Source organism: Companilactobacillus versmoldensis DSM 14857 = KCTC 3814, from assembly GCF_001434295.1.
GTDB lineage: Bacteria > Bacillota > Bacilli > Lactobacillales > Lactobacillaceae > Companilactobacillus > Companilactobacillus versmoldensis.
The window spans coordinates 99,762-119,811 of sequence record NZ_AZFA01000001.1 but is presented as its reverse complement, the minus strand read 5'-3'; the positions used below and the strand labels follow the sequence as shown (position 1 = coordinate 119,811).

Genomic DNA, 20,050 nt, shown 5'->3' with positions numbered 1-20,050 from the left:
CCCTATTTAATAAAGAATCTTTGAATATCGTTCCAAGTAACTGCGACCATTAAGACGACTAAAATACCTACACCAATCAATGAGACTACTGTTTCGTACTCTTCTGGTATTGGTTTTCGTCTAATTGCTTCAATAATGTTCATCACGATTTTTCCACCATCTAAAGCAGGTATTGGGATCAAGTTAACTATCCCTAGGTTAAGCGATAACATAGCGGTAAATTGGATGACATAAATGATCCCCAACGAAGATGCTTTAGAAGTCATAGAATAAATACCAACTGGCCCAGCCAACTGATTAATGTTGAATCCGCCGGTAACCATTTTGCCTAAAGCAGCAAATATTTGTTTAGTGACTTGGAAACTATAAGTAAATCCATATTTTAATTTTGCAGAAACACTTGAATCAACTTGAGCCATAATACCCAATTGTCCATACTTCTGACCACTACTTTTCACGGTCTTTGGAACAACGGTTATGTGCTTAGTTGTTTGACCTGATTTAACGGCTAAATCGGTCTTTTTACCGGGACGATTTTGAATTGCTGTGGTAAGATCGACCCAATCACTAACTTTCTTTCCTTGAACCGATGTGATCGTATCATTTTGCTTTAGTCCAGCTTTTTGAGCCACACTACCATATTGAATCTGGCCCAGTTGATTTGAATTGGTTGAAACTCCACCCATCATGAAAGCTGCAATGATCGAAGCAACGATTGCTAACAAAAAGTTATTGAATGGTCCGGCAAAATTGGTGATCATTCGTTTCCATACAGAAACTGACTGCAACTGAACATCACGAGGAGCGATTTGAACTTCAGTCCCATCTTCTTCAACTATAGTTGCATCATGATCGACATCAAAATGTTTAGTAACTGATTCGTCACCATTTTCGTAGCCTTCAATTGCTAAATCATCCACTAGATCGGCTTTTGAAATCTGAACCGGCACACCGTTTGGATCATAAACTTTACTAGAAGTGATGATTTTAGTTACTTTTCGTTCGTCATTCAACACTAAAGAAGACATCGTCCCTGGCTTGATCTCAGAATCATCTTCTTGAGAACCAGCCATCCGGACGTATCCGCCTAGTGGTAAAAGCCTTAATGTATAAGTTGTACTGTTTTTGCGGTAGGCAACAATTTTAGGTCCCATACCGACTGAAAACTCACGTACTAAAATTCCTGATTTTTTAGCAGCATAGTAATGTCCAAATTCATGAACGATCACTAAGATACCAAAAACTATTATAAATGTTATTATCGCGGTCATTTTAACCTCCACGAAGCGATTAGACTAGTCCGAATATGTGTAACATGGGTAATACTATAAGCATACTATCAAATCTATCCAAAATACCACCGTGGCCTGGTAAAATGTTTCCTGAATCTTTAACTTTATAGAATCTCTTATAAGCTGATTCAATTAAGTCGCCAATTTGTCCAAAAATCGAAAGCACAAAAGCAATCATCAACATATTGATCATTGGGTACTTTTGTGGGACAAAAATCATATAGATCCCTGAAAAAATCAAGACACAGATGATACCAGCAATGGTTCCTTCCCATGTCTTGTTGGGACTAATAGCTGGCCACAATTTATGTTTACCGATTTTTCTTCCGAAAGTATAGGCAAAGATATCAGTAGACCAGACAACGATCAAGGCAAAAATCAATAAGCCTAATCCAGCTTTGGAATTTCTGACGGATGCCAAATAATGGAAACCAATTCCGACGTAAACCATAGTTATCGCCGAAATCGAAGCATCTTCAAAGTTAAATTTGTTCTTTGTAAATACCGTCACCATCAATAATAAAACGACGAAGATATATAAAATATCTAGTCTGTTAAAACCATTCGGCAACCAGCCTCGATAAAAATTAACCGGAACGGCCAGTGCCAAAGTTCCTAAAATCGTTAGCAAGAAGTCGATTGATACTATTATACGCTTTCGCATAATATAAATCTCAAAAACACCAACCATTGCTAACGCAGCAGCAGCAATTTCAAGCCAGACTCCACCCGCAAGCAGAATCGGGATAAATATTGCCAACGCTATAACTGCAGTTATAACACGTTGTTTCATAATTTTCCCCCAAATTGTTAAACAGTACCAAACCTTCGGTCTCTGTCATTGAAGATCTTAATGTCATTTACTAAATTGTCAGATGTGAAATCTGGCCAATAAGCGCTGTCAAAGACCATTTCCGTATAGGCCATCTGCCATAATAGGAAATTTGAGATCCGTTCTTCACCGCTAGTCCTGATCAAGAGATCTGGATCTGAATATTCACCCAAAACATGGGTAAACAAAGCGTCAGAAAATACCTTCTCATCAATATCTTCTGGGTCTAATTCTTTTGCAATCGCTTTTCGAGCTATTATTTTTGTTGCGTTGACGATTTCAGCTCGACCACCATAATTAAAGGCAAAGTTTAATACCATACCTGTATTATCTTTGGTATCAGCAATAGCCTTATCGACGACTTTTCTAGTTTTGTCAGGTAGATTATCTTTGAATCCTGTAATGACAACACGAATATTTTCTTTGATCAAGTCGGGCATAAAGACACCGAAAAAATCAACCGGAAGTTTCATCAAAAAACTAACTTCCGCACTTGGGCGCTTCCAATTTTCAGTTGAAAAAGCATACAAGCTCAATACTTTAACACCTAAATCACTGGCAGCAATCGCAATGCGTTTAACATTGTTCATTCCCTCTTTATGACCGGCAATCCTTGGTTGACCACTTCTTTTTGCCCAGCGGCCGTTACCATCCATGATTATTGCAATATGATTTGGCACCCTAAGGTTGTTATTCTGCCCATCAATATTATTTTCTGTCATAATTCGATTGTTTGAAGGAATTATCCTTCAGTAATTTCCTTTTCTTTTGCTTCTGCTAATTCGTTCACTTTAGCAATAGCCTCGTCAGTAACCTTTTGAATTTGGTCTTCGATGTCATGGAATCCATCTTCTGTGATATCACTATTCTTAAGTTGCTTTTTGATTGAGTCCATTCCCTCACGACGAACGTTTCTCACTGCTACACGAGCATCCTCAGCTTCTTTACCAACTTTTTTGGCGATTTCTTGACGACGCTCACCAGTTAGTTGTGGAATGACCAAGCGAATAACGTCACCATCATTTGCTGGATTCAAACCTAGATCGGCTGAATTGATTGCATGTTCAATATTATCCAAAGCTGATTTGTCATATGGAGTAACTAATAGAACTCTGGCTTCAGGAATATTGATTGAGGCTACTTGGTTCAAGGGAGCCATTGTCCCATAATACTCAACTTGGACATTACTCAAGATCGAAGCGTTAGCCTTACCAGCACGAATGTTAGCTAGTTCACGGTTCAAAACTTCGATAGTTTTTTTCATATTTTCTTTTGATTTAGAAACTGCAATATTCTCACTCATTTATTTTGTACCACCTTTAATAATTGTTCCAATATTTTCACCTTGAACAACTTTTCTGATGTTCTCGGCTTTGTTCAAATTGAAGACAATCAATGGAATATTATTATCCATTGACAAGGATGAAGCTGTGGAGTCCATTACACCTAAGTTCTTGTTAATAATATCAAGTTGTGATAGTTCATCATACTTCTTAGCATCTGGGTTTTTCTTTGGATCAGCTGAATAAACACCGTCAACATTATTTTTAGCCATCAAGATAACATCAGCTTCAATTTCTGCAGCACGTAATACAGCGGTAGTGTCTGTAGAGAAGTATGGATTACCAGTACCACCAGCAAAAATCACTACTCGACCCTTTTCAAGATGACGAACGGCCTTACGACGAATATATGGTTCAGCCACTTGACGCATTTCAATTGATGTTTGAACGCGTGTTGGAACATCTAATTGTTCCAAACCATCTTGTAAAGCCAATCCGTTCATAACGGTAGCCATCATTCCCATATAGTCAGCTTGAGCACGGTCCATACCCATTTCAGCGCCTGTTTCACCGCGCCATATATTACCGCCACCACAAACAATAGCAACTTGAACGCCTAATTCATGAATGCTTTTGATCTGTTCAGCAACTTGTTTGATTACTGGCGGATTAATACCAAATCCTTTGTCTCCTGCTAAAGCCTCACCAGAAACTTTTAGGATAACTCGATTATATTTAATGTCAGGCATAAGTGCACTCCTTTAATTTTGCTATTTAACATTTTAACATAAAAACAATTTATGTTTACCAAACTTTAATTTTACACGAAAATAGCCTTATGTAAAAGCTTGTTGCGTGAAAAAAGGTAAAAGAAAAGACCGCCTAATTCATAAGAATTAAGCGATCCCCCAAATAGATGACTATTTCATCTGATTTTTAACTTCTTGAGCGAAGTCTTCTTTTGGTTTTTCAATACCTTCGCCAACTTCAAAGCGAACGTAATCAACCAATTTACTCTTCTTAGATTCAACATATTGTTGAACAGTCAAGTCTGAATCCTTAACGAATTCTTGATCAGCTAAACTAATTTCTGAAAGGAACTTGTTAACTCTTCCTTCAACGATATGAGGAATGATCTTTTCAGGCTTACCTTCAGCTTTTGTTTCTTCAGTAAAGACTTCTTTTTCATGATCAAGCACGTCACTAGGAACGTGATCACGATCAATGTAACGAGGATTAATAGCAGCTACGTGCATTGCAACATCTTTAGCAGCTTCCTCATCTGAACCTTCAAGAATAGTAACAGCAGCAATTAAACCACCATTGTGTAGGTATGAACCGAATACTTGTGAGTCAGTCTTATCAAGTACCTTGAAGCGTCTCAAAGTGATTTTTTCACCGATAACGGCAGTCAAACCAGTGATTGCTTCTTGGATAGTACCTTCAGAAACCTTCAATGCAAGTGCAGCATCCATATCTTTTGGTTCATTTTCAACGATAGCTTTACCAATTTCGTTTACGAGATTGATGAATTTGTCGTTAGATGAAACAAAATCTGTTTCTGAGTTAACTTCGATGATAGCAGCTTTGTTGCCTGAGATCTCGATATGTGCCAATCCTTCAGCAGCAATACGATCACTCTTTTTAGCAGCTTTAGCGATACCCTTCTCACGAAGTTCATCGATAGCCTTTTGCATATCTCCGTCAGCAGAAACCAATGCCTTTTTAGCATCCATCATACCAACACTTGTTTTATCACGTAATTCTTTAACTTGAGCAGCAGTAATTTTAGCAGCCATTAATTATCCTCCAGTCATAAAGAAAGCCATCTTTACAGATGACTCTCAAAATCTAATTATTTGTTATCGTTAGCACTCTTATTATCTTCGTTTTCGGCAACATTTTCAATGGATTTGTCTCCATCTTTTGCGTCATCTTTAGCGAAATCATCAGCTGATACTGATTCTTCACCTTGTTTGCCTTCGACAATAGCATCAGCCATTGTTGAAACAATCAAACGTACGGCACGGATAGCATCATCGTTTGATGGGATAATAACATCAATATCGTCAGGGTCTGTATTTGTATCAACCATAGCAACGATAGGAATATTTAATTTTTTAGCTTCGTTAACAGCAATGTTTTCTTTATGTGGATCAACAATGAACATAACATCAGGAATTCTTGGCATATCTTCGATACCGCCAAGGAACTTCTCAAGTTTAGCTTCTTGTTTTTCAAGCAATGAAACTTCTTTCTTAGGAAGACGTTCGAAAGTTCCGTCTTCTGACATTGCTTTGATTTCCTTTAATCTCTTAATACGTTTTTGGATTGTGTTCCAGTTTGTCAAAGTACCACCTAACCAACGATGGTTAACATAGTATTGACCGGCACGTTTTGCTTCTTCTTCGATAGAATCTTGTGCTTGTTTCTTTGTACCAACAAACAAGAAGATACCATCATCACCAGCAACGGCCTTCATATAGTTGTATGCATCATCAATCATACGAACTGTCTTTTGAAGATCGATGATATAGATACCGTTTCTTTGTGTAAAGATGAATGGTTTCATCTTAGGGTTCCAACGTCTTGTTTGGTGACCGAAATGTACACCAGCTTCAAGAAGTTGTTTCATAGAAATAACTGACATAAAAATTTCCTCCTGGTTTTTACCTCCACTTAAATCTCATTCGACTAAAACGCTCTTGCGCACCGTCAATCGAATCATTAAGTGTGTGTATTTTTAATACAGCTAAGTATTATAGTGGATAATAGCTCTTAAAGCAATAGCTATTTCCAACTAATTCCATTAGCCGTCAATAATCCTTCCTTTTGCTGACGGGATAATTTTTTGATGGCAATTTCTCGTTTTAAAGCAGCCGATTTGTCGATCAATTTTTCCGAATAAAGTAATTTGACCGGTCGCCTAGTTTTAGTGTATTTAGCACCTTGACCACGATTATGAGTAGCCACCCGTTTTTTAACATCATTGGACGTTCCTGTGTAGAAAGTCCCGTCTGCACACAGTAAAATATAAACAAAATATCCCGTATTACTCATGTAGTATTTCTTTAGCCTCCCCAGTCAACGAATCACCATCATACATTACCAAATCTGGTAAAATTTTTAATGATGCTGAATGATTAGTCTTAATGGCATCAACTAATAACAGATTAGCTTCTGAATTAGCATGAGTTCTTACAAACCGAATTTGTTTAGGTTGCAATTTGTTCTCGACCATTTTTTTTAATAGCTCAGCTAACCGATCTGGTCGATAAACTAAAAATAAATGACTATTTTCTTTTAATAAAATCATCGACATGTGTAGAATTTGATTGAGATCAGTCTTTAATTCGTGTCGAGCAATTGCTAACACTGGGTTATCTTTGATCTTTGTAGTCTCATTTTTAGCGAAATATGGTGGGTTACAAACAATCGTATCCACCGTATCGTGGGCAATATATTTTTGCACATTCTTTAAATCATCATTGATAGACTCGACTTGTTGCTGTAAATTATTCTCATTGATGCTCTGTTCAGCCAATTTTGACAGTTGTGTCTGTAGTTCAACTAGATAGATTTTCGCTTTCGTCTTAGCAGCCAGGCTTAAACCTATCGCACCATTACCTGAACAGAGGTCGACAATCTTGCCTCTTTTGGCTGGGATTGAAAAATCATAAAGTAGCACCGTATCCAAATTGAATGAGTACAAACTTTTATCTTGATTTATTACGATACCGCTATTTGCTATAATATCCTTTGTTATTTTTTTCATCTTTCACCTATACATATTTCAAAACTTACTGGGGGAAAATAATCCATGTTTTATAAATTTATTCGCCAAGTTGCTCGTTTTGTTCTTTGGGTAGCCAATGGTCGATACAAGGTCGTTGGGAAAGAAAGTTTACCTGACAAACCGTACATTATTGTTGCACCGCATCGTACCTGGTGGGAGCCTTTATATTTTGCACTGGCTATCTCGCCTCGTGAAGCAACTTTTATGGCTAAGATCGAACTCTTCAAAAATCCAATTTTGCGTTATATTTTAAATCATGCTCACGCTTTTCCAGTTGACCGAAAACATCCTGGACCTTCCGTGATCAAAAGACCGGTCAAGGCTCTAAAAAATAAAGGGCAAATTTTGATTATGTTCCCTTCCGGAACTAGATATTCGAAAAAATTACGTGGCGGTGCCTCATTGATCGCCAAAATGTCAAAAGCACCATTGGTTCCCTTCGTTTATCAAGGACCAACAACTTTTTCTGACTTTTTGAAACATAAAAAAATCACGATTGGGATTGGCCCGGAAATCGACTTTAATTTTAAAGCAAAATTAGACGATGAACAAACCAATAAAGTCAACCAAGATATGGAAACAGCTTGGAAAGAAATCGATAATAAAATCGACCCAGATTTCAAGTATATCCCAGATCCAAATAAAAAAGAATTTGAAGATTAATAAAAAGCGTACTTTCATTAACTAGTTAAATTGGTCTAGTTAAGAAAGTACGCTTTTTTATTTAGCATTGTTACCGATATCTTGACGGTAAAACACATTCTCATTTTTGACAGTTTCTAAAAAGGAATAAATCTTATCTTGTGCATTTTGAAGATTTCTAGCATGTGAGGTAACTAGATACAATCGACCACCATTACTGAATAATTGATCTCCATTTTCAGATACACTTGCAAAATCAATTTTCAAATGAGTGTCCTGAAAGGCGATTTTTTGACCAATTGGTAAACCAATCTCTGGTTCGATTGGATACCCTTTGCTAGCAACAAAAACACCTAAATCGATCCCTTCGTCACGCCATTTGATATCATCGATATCTACATTATCTAGTAAGTTAGCAATGACTTTTGAGAAGTCTGACTCCAGCCTTGGTAGGACAACCTCAGTTTCTGGATCACCAAAACGGACGTTGAATTCAATCACGCGGATACCATTAGTGGTCAAAATCAAACCAGCATAAAGGATTCCTGTATAACTAACTCCATCAGTATCCATTTGCTTAATGAAAGGTTTTAATACATCCTTGTATGCTTGGTAGACAACATCACTGTCTATATTATCCACTGGACAAACTGCTCCCATACCACCAGTGTTCATCCCTCTGTCATTGTCCAGAGCACGCTTGTAATCTTGGGCAATCGGCATTGGATAAAAATTGGTCCCATTGACGAAAGCCATCAGAGAAAATTCTTCACCAACTAAATATTCTTCAATAATGACTTTCTTGGTACCAAATTGATGGTCTTCCAACAATTTATGCAAAATATTGATCGACTCATCTAAACCATTAACAATGAAGACACCTTTCCCACTGGCTAAACCATTAGCCTTAATAACGATTGGAAACTGATTTTTCTTTTCAATGTATTCGATTGCTAAGCCAAAATCAGTGAATTCTTGAAAAAAAGCTGTCGGAACGTTGGCTTTAGCCATCAAATCTTTGGCAAATGTTTTGGATCCTTCGATTTGAGCAGCGGCCTTGTTAGGACCAAATATTTTCAAACCTCGCGATTGGAAATAATCTACGATTCCCTCGACCAATGGCTTTTCTGGACCAACGATGGTGTAATCAATATCATTATCCAAGGCAAAATCGGCCAATTTTTCAAATTCTGATTCATTGATCCCAATAGTTTGAATATCGAATAACTTCATTCCTGGGTTGCCCGGAGCACAAAAGATATCATTGAAACGATCAGCTCTTTGCAAAGCTTGGCAAATCGCATCTTCTCGGGCACCAGATCCTACGACTAATATTTTCATTATCTTCTCCTCGGATTAATGCTTGAAATGTCTACGACCTGTGCAGACCATAGCAATTCCATATTTGTCAGCCATATCAATTGAATCTTGATCATGAATGGAGCCACCTGGTTGAATAATAGCGGTAATGCCATGTTCAGCAGCAAATTTCACACAATCATCCATTGGGAAGAAGGCGTCAGATCCCATTACGAATGGAACCTTGATATTGCCATTTTCTTCAGCTTGTTCGATAGCAATTTTAGCAGAACCGATCCGATTCATTTGACCAGCACCAACTCCAAGGGTCATATCAGTCGTTGTTACAGTGATGGCATTACTCTTGACGTGTTTTACAACCTTTTGAGCAAACAGCAAGGCTTTCTTTTCTTCAGCAGTTGGTTGCTTCTTTGTAACTACTTTAAAGTCATCATAACTATCAATCACTGTATCGCGTTCTTGAACTAACATCCCACCAAGAACTGAAGTGAATTCAAACTTATCAGCATCCTTAGATTGACTGAAATCAAGCGTCAACAAACGAATGTTTTTCTTACTTTCCAAAATCTCCAAAGCTTTATCAGTGAAACTAGGTGCAATAACGATTTCAAGGAAAATCTTGTGCATCTCATTGGCGATCCTTTCGTCAACTTCACGATTTACTACAACGATGCCGCCGAAGATGGAGATTTTATCTGCAGAATAAGCTTTTTGCCAAGCTTGGTAAATATCTTCATCATCCACACCGAGACCACAAGGATTCATATGTTTCAATGCCACTACACAGGGTTGATCGAAGTCTGAGGCCATCTTGATAGCTGCATCAGCATCACGGATATTGTTATAAGATAATTCCTTACCGTGTAACTGTTTAGCTGAAGCAATCGAGTAATTTGTAGGCAGTGAATTTTGATAAAAGGCAGCTTTTTGATGAGAATTTTCACCATAACGAAGCGATTGCTTAAATTCTAATGGAATTGTCTTAGTTTCTGGGAATTCAATCTCAGCAATGTCAGTTAAATAACTTGAAATAATGGCATCATATTCGGCTGTGTGGCGGAAAGCCTTGGCAGCTAATTTTTGACGGAAAGCTAATTGATCTGTTCCCTCACTACTGATTTGTTCCAAAACGTCAGCATAATCATGTTGATCAGTTACTACATATACACTTTCAAAATTCTTTGAAGCTGAACGTAGCATTGAAGGACCACCGATATCGATTTGTTCGATAGCATCTGGTAAAGCTACATCACCTTTAGAAATTGTTTCTTTGAATGGGTAAAGATTGACACATACTAAATCGATCGTGTTGATATTTAGTTTTTCCAAAGTCGCCATATGTTCCTTGTTAGAACGTTTTGCCAATAAGCCAGCGTGGACTTTTGGATGAAGAGTCTTGACGCGACCATCTAAAATTTCAGGGAATCCAGTAACTTCATCGATCTCGGTAACTGAAATACCATTCTCTTGCAGTTTCTTATATGTTCCACCAGTTGAGATGATTGAATAACCGGTTTTGATCAAACCTTGTGCAAATTCAACGATTCCAGTTTTATCTGAGACACTAATCAACGCATTCTTCATTTTCTTCACCTATTTTATTTTTTTTAGTAATTCTAAAACGACTTGCGGATATAATTCATGTTCCTTTGCGTGGACCCGTTCTTCAAGAGTTGCCAAACTATCACCAGCGTAAATTGGTACATTTCCTTGAACGATGATCGGGCCAGTATCGACTCCAGAGTCAATATAATGAATCGTGACTCCAGTTTCTTTCTCGTGTGCTTCAAAAGCACGCTCAATAGAATCTAAACCTGGATATTTGGGCAATTTTGATGGATGGATATTGATGATCTTTTCTGGATAGGCCGACAACAAGGTTTCGGTGATAACTTTCATATACCCTGCCAACAATAAATAATCGATATTTTCGTCAGCCAATCGATCAACGATTGCCTGTTCATATGCATTACGATCATGATAATCTTTCAGTTGATTGATAAAGACAGGAATATTTTTTTCACGAGCACGTTCGATCACCTTGGCCTTGGGTTGGTCACAAATAAGCAGTGCAATCTCTAACCCAGCTGAATAGAGTTCACGGTCACCAGCTAAAGCTTCAAAATTGGTCCCATTGCCTGAGGCAAAAATTGCGACTCTCATAAATTTCCTCCTTCAAGCATCAGTGGTTGGTCTTGACGTTTAACTACTTCACCAATCTCAAAAGCTTGACGCTCATGAGTATTTAACTTTTTCAGAACGTTTGAAACGTTTTTCGGATCGACTGCCAAGATCATCCCGACACCCATATTGAAAATGTGATACCTATCAGCTAATTCAAGTTGGCCATATTTTTGAACTAATTTGAATATTTCCGGCAATTCCCAAGTATCAAGATCGATACTGGCTGCCAAATCATCTGGCAACATCCGAGGGATGTTCTCATAAAATCCACCACCAGTGATGTGAGATATACCGTTGACCAATTTATCGTCCAACAAAGGTACAATTTCCTGAGTGTAAATACGCGTAGGCTCTAACAACAAATCTCCTAAACGCTCATCAGGATATTCCTCTAAATGAGTCTCATAATTGAAATGATTATCTTTAAAAAATATCTTGCGAATCAGTGAAAAGCCATTCGAATGGAGTCCACTAGAACGGATACCGATTAAAGTATCGCCTGAGTTGACCTGCTCTTTAACTAGCAAATCATCTTTTTCAGCAATACCAACAGCAAAGCCCGCTAAATCATAATCAGCTTCACTATACATATCAGGCATTTCAGCAGTTTCACCACCGACTAGATCAACTTGTCCTAATTCACAACCAAATAAAATACCTTTTAAGACTTTCTTGATCTTGCTATCAATTTTTCCAGTTGCAATGTAATCAAGAAAATATTGTGGCTTAGCACCTTGAGCCAACAAATCATTAACACACATTGCGACGCAGTCGATCCCGACTGTGTCGTATTTTTTTCCTTCGATCGAGAGCAACAATTTTGTTCCAACACCATCATTACCAGAAACGAGGACAGGGTGTCGATATCCTTCAGGTATCTCATAGACCCCACCAAAATTACCAATATTACTGGATTTAGCTTTATCCTTAGCTAAGTTACTTTTAACAAAATTGGATACTTCATATCCAGAATTGACGTTGACGCCCGCTGCTTCATATGGATTGACCATTGATTTCTCCTTTAAAAATTCAATTAGAAGTCTTGAGAAAGATTCTTTTCATAATCATATAGCGGTGTTGGATAGTCACCATTGAAATATGAAAGGTCCAATCCGTTATATGGAAAGTCATATTTCAATCCAATGGCATCGATCAGTCCGGTCTCACTTAGAAATTCAAGTGAATCAGCTCCAAATTGTTGACGCATTTCTTCTTTACTTTTATGTGCCGCAATCAATTCTTTGCGGTCCTGTATATCGATCCCGTAAAAACTAGGATATTTGAATGGTGGCGAAGCGATTCGTAAGTGGACTTCTATGGCTCCAGCATCTTTTAATAATTTGACGATAAATGCACAAGTAGTCCCACGAACGATCGAGTCATCAACTAAGACAACTTTTTTACCGTCAACGACACCTTTGACAGCAGCTAATTTTTGACGAACTGCCTTTTCACGTAATTCCTGGCTAGGTTGAATGAACTCCCGACCCATATATTGGTTTTTGATCAATCCCATCTCATATGGAAGTCCACTGCCTTCAGCGTAACCACTGGCAGCTGACAAGGAAGAATTTGGAACACCAACGACAATATCTGCATCAGTTGGTTGTTCCCGAGCTAAGATCTTACCCATCTGCTTGCGGGCAGTATGAACATTGACCCCTAAGATATTTGAATCAGGTCTAGCAAAATAAATGTATTCCATCGAACAAATTGCCATCGTCGTGTCATCCGTCCAAGTATCAACGTGGATACCTTGATCGTTGATGATCGTCAATTCTCCAGGGTTGACGTCACGAATGAATTTCGCTTCGACTGCATCGAGTGCACAAGTCTCACTAGCAACGACATACCCGCCATTAGGCAATTGACCAATTGATAATGGTCGAAATCCATGTGAATCTAAGGCCAAGATCAATGAATCTTTGGTCAGCATCAAGTAAGCAAAACCACCTTTGATCTGTTGAAGCGATTCTTTGATCTTATCGATCTGTATAGCTTGTTTCGAGTGTCTGATCAAGTGAAGTAATACTTCTGAATCTGAGCTAGATTTAAAAATATCGCCTTTTTGTTCTAAATCCTTTTTCAAGGTATCAGCATTAGTTAAATTACCGTTGTGTGCCAAGGCAAACTGGTCATCGGTGAAATCAAACAAGGGTGGTTGAACATTCTCGATCCTGTTTCCGCCGGCCGTTGAATAACGGACATGACCGACACCAGCATTACCAGTTAATGAATTCAATAATGATGGCTTATAAAAGACCTGTGTCAACAAACCCAGATTACGGTAAGAATTCAATTTACCATGGTCGTTAGTGACGATACCTGCCCCTTCTTGACCACGATGTTGCAAACTATGCAAGCCAAGATAAGTTAGGTAATTTGCGTTTTCTGCACCCCAAACTCCAAAAACTCCACATTCTTCATTCAAACTCTTTACTTCATTAAACAAGGGATCGCCTCTTTCCAAGTATTAAGTGCTTCAGACATTGTTAATTCAGCTGTGAAATCATTGGTAGTTAATTTTAAAGTTGCTCTCTGAGTAACGTTTCCTAAATATTGCAAATTATTTTCAAAGTATTCTTCAAATGCGTGACGGTCTTGTTCCGAAACTGAAACTAAAAATCTACCTGGAGTTTCAGAAAATGTTGCTACTGCTGATAATTCGGTTGTTACATCGAATCCTAACTCATTTTCAAATGCTGCTTCTGCAAGGGCAACTGCCAGACCACCTTCTGACAAATCATGACAACTATTGACAACTCCCGCACGGATAGCTTTTAAAATATTTGCTTGCGTGTGCTTGATATCTTCAAGATCGATGGGATTCAATTCACCTTTGACATCCCCTGCTTGCATAGCTTGGATCTCTGAACCGTTGAAATCATCATTGGTTTGCCCAACTAGATAAATTGCATCGCCGACTCGTTTGAATCCTTGAGTGATCACGTCTTTAAGATCTTTGACCAAACCGACCATACCGATCATTGGACTTGGGTAAATCGCTTCTTCGTTAAATTCGTTATAAAGCGAGACATTTCCTGAAATGACTGGTAATTCAAGCTTTTCGCAGACAGAAGCCATTCCTTCGACTGACTTATTGAACTCCCAGAAAATCTCAGCTTTTTCAGGATTACCATAATTCAAACAATCAGTGATACCGAGTGGTTCAGCACCTGAGGCAATCAAATTTGCAGAGCCTTCGATGACGGCATTTTGCCCACCGATATAAGGATCGACATAAACTAGTTTTGAATTACCATCATTGGTCATCGAAAGTGCCTTATTAGTCCCACGAACACGAATAGTCGCTGCATCACTTCCGGGTTTAACAACAGTGTTAGCTTTGATCTGTGAATCATAAGTCCGGTAGAAATATTCTTTAGAAGCAATATTTGGCTGTTTTAATAGTTGTAGCCAAGTTTCGGTCAATGAATTGATCTGCGGTTCAAATTGATGTTTGTAATCATCCTTTGTCAATCGTTCTGGCATCGTACCTTCATGAACGTATTCTGGGGCGTCGTCTACTAAACCTGCAACTGGAATGTCAGTTACTAACTCACCATGTTGATAGATCTTATATTGTTTATCGGTAGTTACTCGACCGATCACGACTGCATCAAGTCCAGCATTTTCGAAAAATTCGATGATTTTTTCTTTGTACTCTGGTTTGACACATAAAACCATCCGTTCTTGAGATTCTGACAACATGATCTCGTAGGCTGACATCTCTGTCTCTCTTTGTGGTACTTGATCTAATTCCAAGACCAATCCAGATTCTGCTTTTGATGCCATTTCAGCGGTTGATGAAACCAGTCCAGCGGCTCCCATATCTTGAATTCCCATGATCCATTCAGAATGTTTTTGAACTAATTCGATACAAGCATCCATCAATAATTTTTCCATGAAAGGATCACCAACTTGAACTGCGGAACGTTGGGTCTTATTCTCGTCAGTGAACTCGTCTGAAGCAAACGTTGCTCCATGAATGCCGTCACGACCGGTTTTTGCACCAACATAGATGATCAAATTATCTTCTCCTGATGCCTGACCATATTTGATATCGGAATTATTGATCAATCCGACACACATAGCGTTAACGACTGGGTTATTTTCATAACGTTTTTGGAAAGAGATCTCCCCACCAACAGTTGGAATACCGATACAGTTACCATAACCACCGATACCAGCAACGATTTCGTTAGCAAGGTATTTTGTATGATGATTGTCTAAATTGCCAAACTTCAAACTATTCAACATTGCTACTGGCGTAGCTCCCATTGAGAAAATGTCACGGATGATCCCACCAACTCCGGTTGCTGGGCCCTGATATGGTTCAACAGCTGAAGGATGGTTATGACTTTCGGCTTTAAAAACGACTGCCTGGTTGTCATCAATATCGATGATCCCGGCATCTTCACCAGGACCAGCTAGAACTCGCTTACCTTTATTTGGGAATTTGCGTAAAACGTTCTTAGAATTCTTATATGAACAGTGTTCGCTCCACATAACGGAGAACAAACCAGCTTCAGTGTAATTGGGTAAACGGTGCAGAATATCTTCACTGATGATTTTGAATTCTGCTTCACTCAATCCCCAAGACTTGTAAAGCTTTTCTTGATCTATCATTGTGGCTGTTGGTTCTGTCATTTATTGATTCACCCTATCCATATGATTTTTTAAAACTGATTGAAACATTCTTAAACCGTCAGCTGAACCGACTAATTCTTCCAAGGCACGTTCAGGATGCGGCATCATGCCTAAAACATTCTTTTTTTCGTTAGTGATCCCGGCAATGTTATCAACGCTCCCGTTGATGTCATCTTCGTAAGTAAAAACAATTTGGTGATTAGCTTTCAATCTAGCTAAAGTCTTGTCATCACAGTAATAATTACCCTCACCATGGGCAACTGGGATCATGATTGTTTCACCTTGTTGATATTCCGATGTGAAAATCGTTTGATCATTTTCAACTTTCAATGGGACGGTTTCACAAATGAAACGATTGTTCTTATTGCGGATCAGTGCGCCATCTAACAGACCAATCTCCGTTAATATTTGAAATCCGTTACAGATCCCCAAAACTGGTTTACCAGCATTAGCCATTTCTTTAATAGCAGGAATGATTGGTGCGTGACCAGCAATAGCACCACTACGAAGATAATCTCCGTATGAGAATCCACCTGGGATCAATACAGCATCGAAACCAGCTAAGGAATCATTTCGGAAATCAACCATCTCGACATCAGCTTTGACGCCATCTTTAATGGCGTAATACAAAACTTTATCACAATTCGATCCAGGAAAGACGATCACAGCAAATTTCATTGGACAGCCTCCGAATCAACAAACTCGTATCGGTAAGTTTCCATATTAGGATTAGCCAATAAGTTATCGCAGATTTTTTCAATATCTTCTTTTAACGTGTTCGATGACTCGTCAACGGAGATTTCAAAATACTTGCCCATTCTTACTTCATTGACATCTTGAAAACCCATGCCATGAATTGCATTGGTGATAGCCTCACCTTGAGGGTCTAAAATTGATTTTTTGTAAGTCACATATACCTTTACTAAAGTCATTATTTTTGGGCTCCTTTTAAACGGTTAAGTACTTTTTGATAGGTAACGACTAAATCAGCTTCTTTTTTTCTAAAAACATCTTTATCCAGTGATTGGTGACTAGTTTGATCCCATAAACGACAATTGTCAGGAGAAAATTCATCGATCAAAATAATTTCATTGTCCACGCGACCAAACTCCAGCTTGAAATCAACTAAATCAAGTTGATCCTGATTGAATAATGCCAATAACAGTTGATTGATCTGACGAGTTTGCTCTCTGATAAATGTCAATTCTGCTTCAGTAGCAATATCGAGTGAGACGATTTGATCATCATTGATGAACGGATCACCCAACTCATCGCTCTTGTAGTAAAACTCGATCAACGGCTGTGTTAATTCTTGGCCGAGTTTCAATCCAAATTTCTTAGCAAAACTTCCAGCAATCTTATTTCTTAACACTACTTCGATCGGGATCAATTGTGTTTTTCTCACCAATTGCTCGTGATCAGAAACATTTTTTAATAAGTGGGTCTTGATCCCATTTTCAATTAAATAATCAAAGATATAGGAAGAGATTTGGCAATTAAGTTTCCCTTTACCAGGTATTTCTTCTTTAACTTTGCCGTTGAACGCAGTCGCTTGATCCTTGTAGTCGATCAATAATTCTGAATCATTAGTTGTAGCAAATACATCTTTCGCTTTTCCTGAATAAAGTAGTTGTTTTTCCATGCTTCCTCCTAAGATTTCCAAATTGGATCGTGATTGATTTGTTGCTTAACTGTCTCAATATCGTCAGTCAAAATGGTGATATGACCCATTTTTCGATTATTCTTGGCAGTTTCTTTACCATAGTCATGGAAATACCATTCAACATGTTGTTTGATAGCTTCCTTAGCTGGCCCTAAGTGTTGGCCTAATAAATTCACCATCACGGCAGACTGGAATAGAGTTACTTTTGGCATTGGCCAATTACAAACTCCCAAAATATGTGTATCAAATTGCGAAACATTACATGATTCAATCGTCAAATGGCCTGAATTATGAGGACGAGGTGCAATCTCATTAACAAAAACCTGATGATCTGTTGAAATAAAGTACTCAACACAGAGCGTACCGACTAATTCAAGTTCTCGAGCAATCTTTTCAGCAACGTCGAAACATTCTTCTTCCGTTGTCTGCTTGATCCGAGCCGGGCAATTGCTTAAATGAAGGATATTGTGGCGATGCTCGTTCTCAATTACGGGAAAAATTGAATGTTGTTGTTGCGAATTAGCGGAAATAACGACTGATACTTCTTTTAGCAAGTTGATTTTCCTTTCTAAAATACAAGTACCTTGTGAAATCAATTCAGCAACTTCATTTTCAGAAAAATCATTGTTTTCCAGCAGTAATTGACCCTTACCGTCATATCCACCTTCGACTGTTTTCAAGATAGCTGGTAACTGGATCGAATCAATCGCAGCCGTAAAATCAGCCATTGATTCGATTTTTTCATGTGGGACGACTGGCAAATGATGATCGACCAAGAATTGCTTCTCACGCAAACGGTTTTGCGTGACGATCAAGGCCTTAGTCCCTTGTGGAACATCAGTATATTTCTTGACCTCATCGATCGTCTTGGCATCAACGTTTTCAAACTCATAGGTCAAAACGTCGACCTGCTTAGCTAGTTCAATCAAAGCATTTAGATCATCGTATTCAGCTACGACCTGACCTTCAGAAACTTGCGCAGCGGGACAATTCGGAGTCGGATCCAAAATAACAACTTTGAAACCTTTTTCTTTAGCTGATTGAGCCATCATTTGTCCCAATTGACCACCGCCGATTATTCCAATTGTTTCGCCGGGTAAATGAATTTTATTCAAATTGCTTCCCGCTTTCTATTGATTTCTTTTTCATCGCTTGCTTATAATCTGTCAAAGTTTCGAGATACTTTGAATTGCTCAATGCACAGATCCGAGTAGCCATCAGAGCTGCATTGGCTGCTCCTGCTTTGCCGATTGCCATGGTGGCAACTGGAACACCTGCTGGCATTTGCACGATAGATAACAATGAATCCATGCCTTTTAAAGCTTTTGATTCAACTGGAACGCCAATAACTGGCAATGTTGTTGTTGCAGCTACCATTCCTGGTAAATGTGCAGCTCCACCTGCTCCAGCGATTATTACTTTATATCCGCTATAGGCGGCAGTTTTACCGAAATTGATCATTTCTTGCGGCATTCTATGTGCCGAAATAACGTGTACCGAATAGGTAACTTTCAATTCTTTCAAAGTGTCGATGGTCGACTGCATCGTTGAAAGGTCTGAAATGGAACCCATAATAATTGCAACATCTTTCATAAGTCATCCTCTTCCTTTAGAGCATGTTTAAAGTTTACCAAGATTGATTTTCATTTTCAAGGAATTAACGTATAATATCGTTATTTAAAACAATATAGTTCGTTTATTATTGTTTATAATTAGATATTAACATAATAATATATTTTTAGTTCGTGATTTATAAAGGATTATTATTAAGGCATAAAAAAAATCCCAATACGAATTGATCGTATTGAGATTCAAAATAATTATTTATTTTTCTTTTGAGCTGCTTTCATTGATGCCATAACTTGATTAAGCTTCTTTTGGGAAGGCTTTTGACCCATTTGTGACATCATTTGTTTAACCATATCGGAACTAATTGGTGGATTATCTTGGAAATACTTCTTCATATACCATCTAGCAACGAAGAAACCTATAACAACCCCAACTAGTATACCAATAATAGCAGCTATGATTATTGACCACATATGCTATTCTCCTTTTCCATACCTATCTAATATTACACAACTTATTAAATAAATTAAAGGTTAATCGTCACGCAATCCTTTTTCACGTTGAATTTTACGGACTTTGTCAGGAGTTACTTCTTTTCCTTCTTTATCAAAGACGCGCATCATCTCTATTTGTGATTTGAAGCCTTCACGAAAATTTTGTAAATACTCTTTTCGTAAAGCTTGTTGTTCCTTTTCTTCTTCTTTAGTTATTGTGCCTGCTTTTGCTTTATGAGCCAGGTCGTTTAACTTTTTGACCAATTTTTTATTATCCGTCATATTTACCTCCTCATTAACCGAACACTTGTTTGAATTATGATAT

Annotated in this window: 23 protein-coding genes; 1 reads left to right on the top strand and 22 read right to left on the bottom strand. The window is 38.1% G+C overall.

All coding sequences use genetic code 11. From position 1 onward, the window contains the following. Positions 1 to 2: 2 nt before the first annotated feature. From rseP to FC27_RS00600, 9 genes are all read right to left on the bottom strand, one after another. Positions 3 to 1,271: an RIP metalloprotease RseP gene (gene rseP, locus FC27_RS00640; RefSeq protein WP_010623623.1), complete on the bottom strand. Its 1,269-nt coding sequence runs from the start codon at positions 1,269 to 1,271 to the stop codon at positions 3 to 5. A gap of 19 nt (positions 1,272 to 1,290) precedes the next feature. After that, on the bottom strand, positions 1,291 to 2,085 hold the full coding sequence (locus FC27_RS00635; RefSeq protein WP_010623624.1) for a phosphatidate cytidylyltransferase: 795 nt from the start codon (positions 2,083 to 2,085) through the stop codon (positions 1,291 to 1,293). A 17-nt stretch (positions 2,086 to 2,102) separates the two neighbouring features. Further along, entirely contained in the window at positions 2,103 to 2,846 is a 744-nt protein-coding gene (locus FC27_RS00630) for an isoprenyl transferase (RefSeq protein ID WP_029508101.1), read from the bottom strand. Positions 2,847 to 2,866: 20 nt separating this feature from the next. Next, a complete protein-coding gene (frr, locus tag FC27_RS00625; protein ID WP_010623626.1) occupies positions 2,867 to 3,427 on the bottom strand; it encodes a ribosome recycling factor in 561 nt (186 codons plus the stop codon). Further along, positions 3,428 to 4,156, bottom strand: coding sequence for a UMP kinase (pyrH, locus tag FC27_RS00620; protein WP_010623627.1), 729 nt, complete (start codon positions 4,154 to 4,156; stop codon positions 3,428 to 3,430). Between the two features lie 171 nt (positions 4,157 to 4,327). Then, positions 4,328 to 5,206, bottom strand: a complete 879-nt coding sequence (gene tsf, locus FC27_RS00615; RefSeq protein ID WP_010623628.1) for a translation elongation factor Ts — start codon at positions 5,204 to 5,206, stop codon at positions 4,328 to 4,330. A gap of 56 nt (positions 5,207 to 5,262) precedes the next feature. After that, positions 5,263 to 6,057, bottom strand: a complete 795-nt coding sequence (gene rpsB / locus FC27_RS00610) for a 30S ribosomal protein S2 (RefSeq protein ID WP_010623629.1) — start codon at positions 6,055 to 6,057, stop codon at positions 5,263 to 5,265. Positions 6,058 to 6,197: 140 nt separating this feature from the next. Next, positions 6,198 to 6,467, bottom strand: a complete 270-nt coding sequence (locus tag FC27_RS00605) for a GIY-YIG nuclease family protein (protein WP_010623630.1) — start codon at positions 6,465 to 6,467, stop codon at positions 6,198 to 6,200. After that, the gene (locus FC27_RS00600; protein ID WP_010623631.1) at positions 6,460 to 7,182 is read right to left on the bottom strand and encodes a tRNA1(Val) (adenine(37)-N6)-methyltransferase; all 723 of its coding nucleotides are present in this window, start codon (positions 7,180 to 7,182) and stop codon (positions 6,460 to 6,462) included. The genes FC27_RS00605 and FC27_RS00600 overlap by 8 nt, the downstream gene beginning before the upstream one ends. Positions 7,183 to 7,227: 45 nt before the next feature. Here FC27_RS00600 and FC27_RS00595 point away from each other — a divergent pair, with 45 nt between their 5' ends. Then, on the top strand, positions 7,228 to 7,866 hold the full coding sequence (locus FC27_RS00595; RefSeq protein WP_010623632.1) for a lysophospholipid acyltransferase family protein: 639 nt from the start codon (positions 7,228 to 7,230) through the stop codon (positions 7,864 to 7,866). 57 nt (positions 7,867 to 7,923) lie between these two features. Here the strand turns inward: FC27_RS00595 and purD are convergent, their stop codons facing one another. The 13 genes from purD to FC27_RS00530 form a co-directional block, all read right to left on the bottom strand. Continuing rightward, the gene (gene purD, locus FC27_RS00590; RefSeq protein ID WP_010623633.1) at positions 7,924 to 9,186 is read right to left on the bottom strand and encodes a phosphoribosylamine--glycine ligase; all 1,263 of its coding nucleotides are present in this window, start codon (positions 9,184 to 9,186) and stop codon (positions 7,924 to 7,926) included. A 15-nt stretch (positions 9,187 to 9,201) separates the two neighbouring features. Next, positions 9,202 to 10,749: a bifunctional phosphoribosylaminoimidazolecarboxamide formyltransferase/IMP cyclohydrolase gene (gene purH, locus FC27_RS00585; protein WP_010623634.1), complete on the bottom strand. Its 1,548-nt coding sequence runs from the start codon at positions 10,747 to 10,749 to the stop codon at positions 9,202 to 9,204. Between the two features lie 9 nt (positions 10,750 to 10,758). After that, positions 10,759 to 11,328, bottom strand: a complete 570-nt coding sequence (gene purN / locus FC27_RS00580; RefSeq protein ID WP_010623635.1) for a phosphoribosylglycinamide formyltransferase — start codon at positions 11,326 to 11,328, stop codon at positions 10,759 to 10,761. Next, the gene (purM, locus tag FC27_RS00575) at positions 11,325 to 12,359 is read right to left on the bottom strand and encodes a phosphoribosylformylglycinamidine cyclo-ligase (RefSeq protein WP_010623636.1); all 1,035 of its coding nucleotides are present in this window, start codon (positions 12,357 to 12,359) and stop codon (positions 11,325 to 11,327) included. Before purM ends, purN begins: the two co-directional genes overlap by 4 nt. 23 nt (positions 12,360 to 12,382) lie before the next feature. After that, the gene (gene purF, locus FC27_RS00570) at positions 12,383 to 13,801 is read right to left on the bottom strand and encodes an amidophosphoribosyltransferase (protein ID WP_010623637.1); all 1,419 of its coding nucleotides are present in this window, start codon (positions 13,799 to 13,801) and stop codon (positions 12,383 to 12,385) included. Beyond that, a complete protein-coding gene (purL, locus tag FC27_RS00565) occupies positions 13,786 to 15,999 on the bottom strand; it encodes a phosphoribosylformylglycinamidine synthase subunit PurL (RefSeq protein WP_010623638.1) in 2,214 nt (737 codons plus the stop codon). Before purL ends, purF begins: the two co-directional genes overlap by 16 nt. Next, the gene (gene purQ / locus FC27_RS00560) at positions 16,000 to 16,677 is read right to left on the bottom strand and encodes a phosphoribosylformylglycinamidine synthase subunit PurQ (protein ID WP_010623639.1); all 678 of its coding nucleotides are present in this window, start codon (positions 16,675 to 16,677) and stop codon (positions 16,000 to 16,002) included. Beyond that, the gene (gene purS, locus FC27_RS00555; protein WP_010623640.1) at positions 16,674 to 16,931 is read right to left on the bottom strand and encodes a phosphoribosylformylglycinamidine synthase subunit PurS; all 258 of its coding nucleotides are present in this window, start codon (positions 16,929 to 16,931) and stop codon (positions 16,674 to 16,676) included. The genes purQ and purS overlap by 4 nt, the downstream gene beginning before the upstream one ends. Next, positions 16,931 to 17,641, bottom strand: a complete 711-nt coding sequence (gene purC / locus FC27_RS00550) for a phosphoribosylaminoimidazolesuccinocarboxamide synthase (RefSeq protein ID WP_010623641.1) — start codon at positions 17,639 to 17,641, stop codon at positions 16,931 to 16,933. Before purC ends, purS begins: the two co-directional genes overlap by 1 nt. Before the next feature lie 8 nt (positions 17,642 to 17,649). Further along, entirely contained in the window at positions 17,650 to 18,777 is a 1,128-nt protein-coding gene (gene purK, locus FC27_RS00545) for a 5-(carboxyamino)imidazole ribonucleotide synthase (protein WP_010623642.1), read from the bottom strand. Continuing rightward, positions 18,770 to 19,255: a 5-(carboxyamino)imidazole ribonucleotide mutase gene (purE, locus tag FC27_RS00540; RefSeq protein WP_010623643.1), complete on the bottom strand. Its 486-nt coding sequence runs from the start codon at positions 19,253 to 19,255 to the stop codon at positions 18,770 to 18,772. The genes purK and purE overlap by 8 nt, the downstream gene beginning before the upstream one ends. 227 nt (positions 19,256 to 19,482) lie before the next feature. After that, the gene (locus FC27_RS00535) at positions 19,483 to 19,704 is read right to left on the bottom strand and encodes a YneF family protein (protein WP_010623644.1); all 222 of its coding nucleotides are present in this window, start codon (positions 19,702 to 19,704) and stop codon (positions 19,483 to 19,485) included. Between the two features lie 60 nt (positions 19,705 to 19,764). Then, complete coding sequence (locus FC27_RS00530; protein ID WP_010623645.1) at positions 19,765 to 20,007, bottom strand: DUF896 domain-containing protein; 243 nt, start codon at positions 20,005 to 20,007, stop codon at positions 19,765 to 19,767. Positions 20,008 to 20,050: the final 43 nt, after the last annotated feature.

Bases quoted from the DNA above. Each gene is read 5' to 3' on its own strand.
- FC27_RS00530 (WP_010623645.1), bottom strand. From the start codon at position 20,007: ATGACGGATAATAAAAAATTGGTCAAAAAGTTAAACGACCTGGCTCAT.
- purE (WP_010623643.1), bottom strand. From the start codon at position 19,255: ATGAAAGATGTTGCAATTATTATGGGTTCCATTTCAGACCTTTCAACG.
- purC (WP_010623641.1), bottom strand. From the start codon at position 17,641: ATGGAAAAACAACTACTTTATTCAGGAAAAGCGAAAGATGTATTTGCT.
- FC27_RS00600 (WP_010623631.1), bottom strand. From the start codon at position 7,182: ATGAAAAAAATAACAAAGGATATTATAGCAAATAGCGGTATCGTAATA.
- purD (WP_010623633.1), bottom strand. From the start codon at position 9,186: ATGAAAATATTAGTCGTAGGATCTGGTGCCCGAGAAGATGCGATTTGC.
- purL (WP_010623638.1), bottom strand. From the start codon at position 15,999: ATGACAGAACCAACAGCCACAATGATAGATCAAGAAAAGCTTTACAAG.
- FC27_RS00630 (WP_029508101.1), bottom strand. From the start codon at position 2,846: ATGACAGAAAATAATATTGATGGGCAGAATAACAACCTTAGGGTGCCA.
- purH (WP_010623634.1), bottom strand. From the start codon at position 10,749: ATGAAGAATGCGTTGATTAGTGTCTCAGATAAAACTGGAATCGTTGAA.
- purS (WP_010623640.1), bottom strand. From the start codon at position 16,931: ATGACTTTAGTAAAGGTATATGTGACTTACAAAAAATCAATTTTAGAC.
- pyrH (WP_010623627.1), bottom strand. From the start codon at position 4,156: ATGCCTGACATTAAATATAATCGAGTTATCCTAAAAGTTTCTGGTGAG.
- purM (WP_010623636.1), bottom strand. From the start codon at position 12,359: ATGGTCAATCCATATGAAGCAGCGGGCGTCAACGTCAATTCTGGATAT.
- frr (WP_010623626.1), bottom strand. From the start codon at position 3,427: ATGAGTGAGAATATTGCAGTTTCTAAATCAAAAGAAAATATGAAAAAA.
- rpsB (WP_010623629.1), bottom strand. From the start codon at position 6,057: ATGTCAGTTATTTCTATGAAACAACTTCTTGAAGCTGGTGTACATTTC.
- FC27_RS00595 (WP_010623632.1), top strand. From the start codon at position 7,228: ATGTTTTATAAATTTATTCGCCAAGTTGCTCGTTTTGTTCTTTGGGTA.
- purQ (WP_010623639.1), bottom strand. From the start codon at position 16,677: ATGAAATTTGCTGTGATCGTCTTTCCTGGATCGAATTGTGATAAAGTT.
- rseP (WP_010623623.1), bottom strand. From the start codon at position 1,271: ATGACCGCGATAATAACATTTATAATAGTTTTTGGTATCTTAGTGATC.
- tsf (WP_010623628.1), bottom strand. From the start codon at position 5,206: ATGGCTGCTAAAATTACTGCTGCTCAAGTTAAAGAATTACGTGATAAA.
- FC27_RS00605 (WP_010623630.1), bottom strand. From the start codon at position 6,467: ATGAGTAATACGGGATATTTTGTTTATATTTTACTGTGTGCAGACGGG.
- FC27_RS00635 (WP_010623624.1), bottom strand. From the start codon at position 2,085: ATGAAACAACGTGTTATAACTGCAGTTATAGCGTTGGCAATATTTATC.
- purN (WP_010623635.1), bottom strand. From the start codon at position 11,328: ATGAGAGTCGCAATTTTTGCCTCAGGCAATGGGACCAATTTTGAAGCT.
- FC27_RS00535 (WP_010623644.1), bottom strand. From the start codon at position 19,704: ATGTGGTCAATAATCATAGCTGCTATTATTGGTATACTAGTTGGGGTT.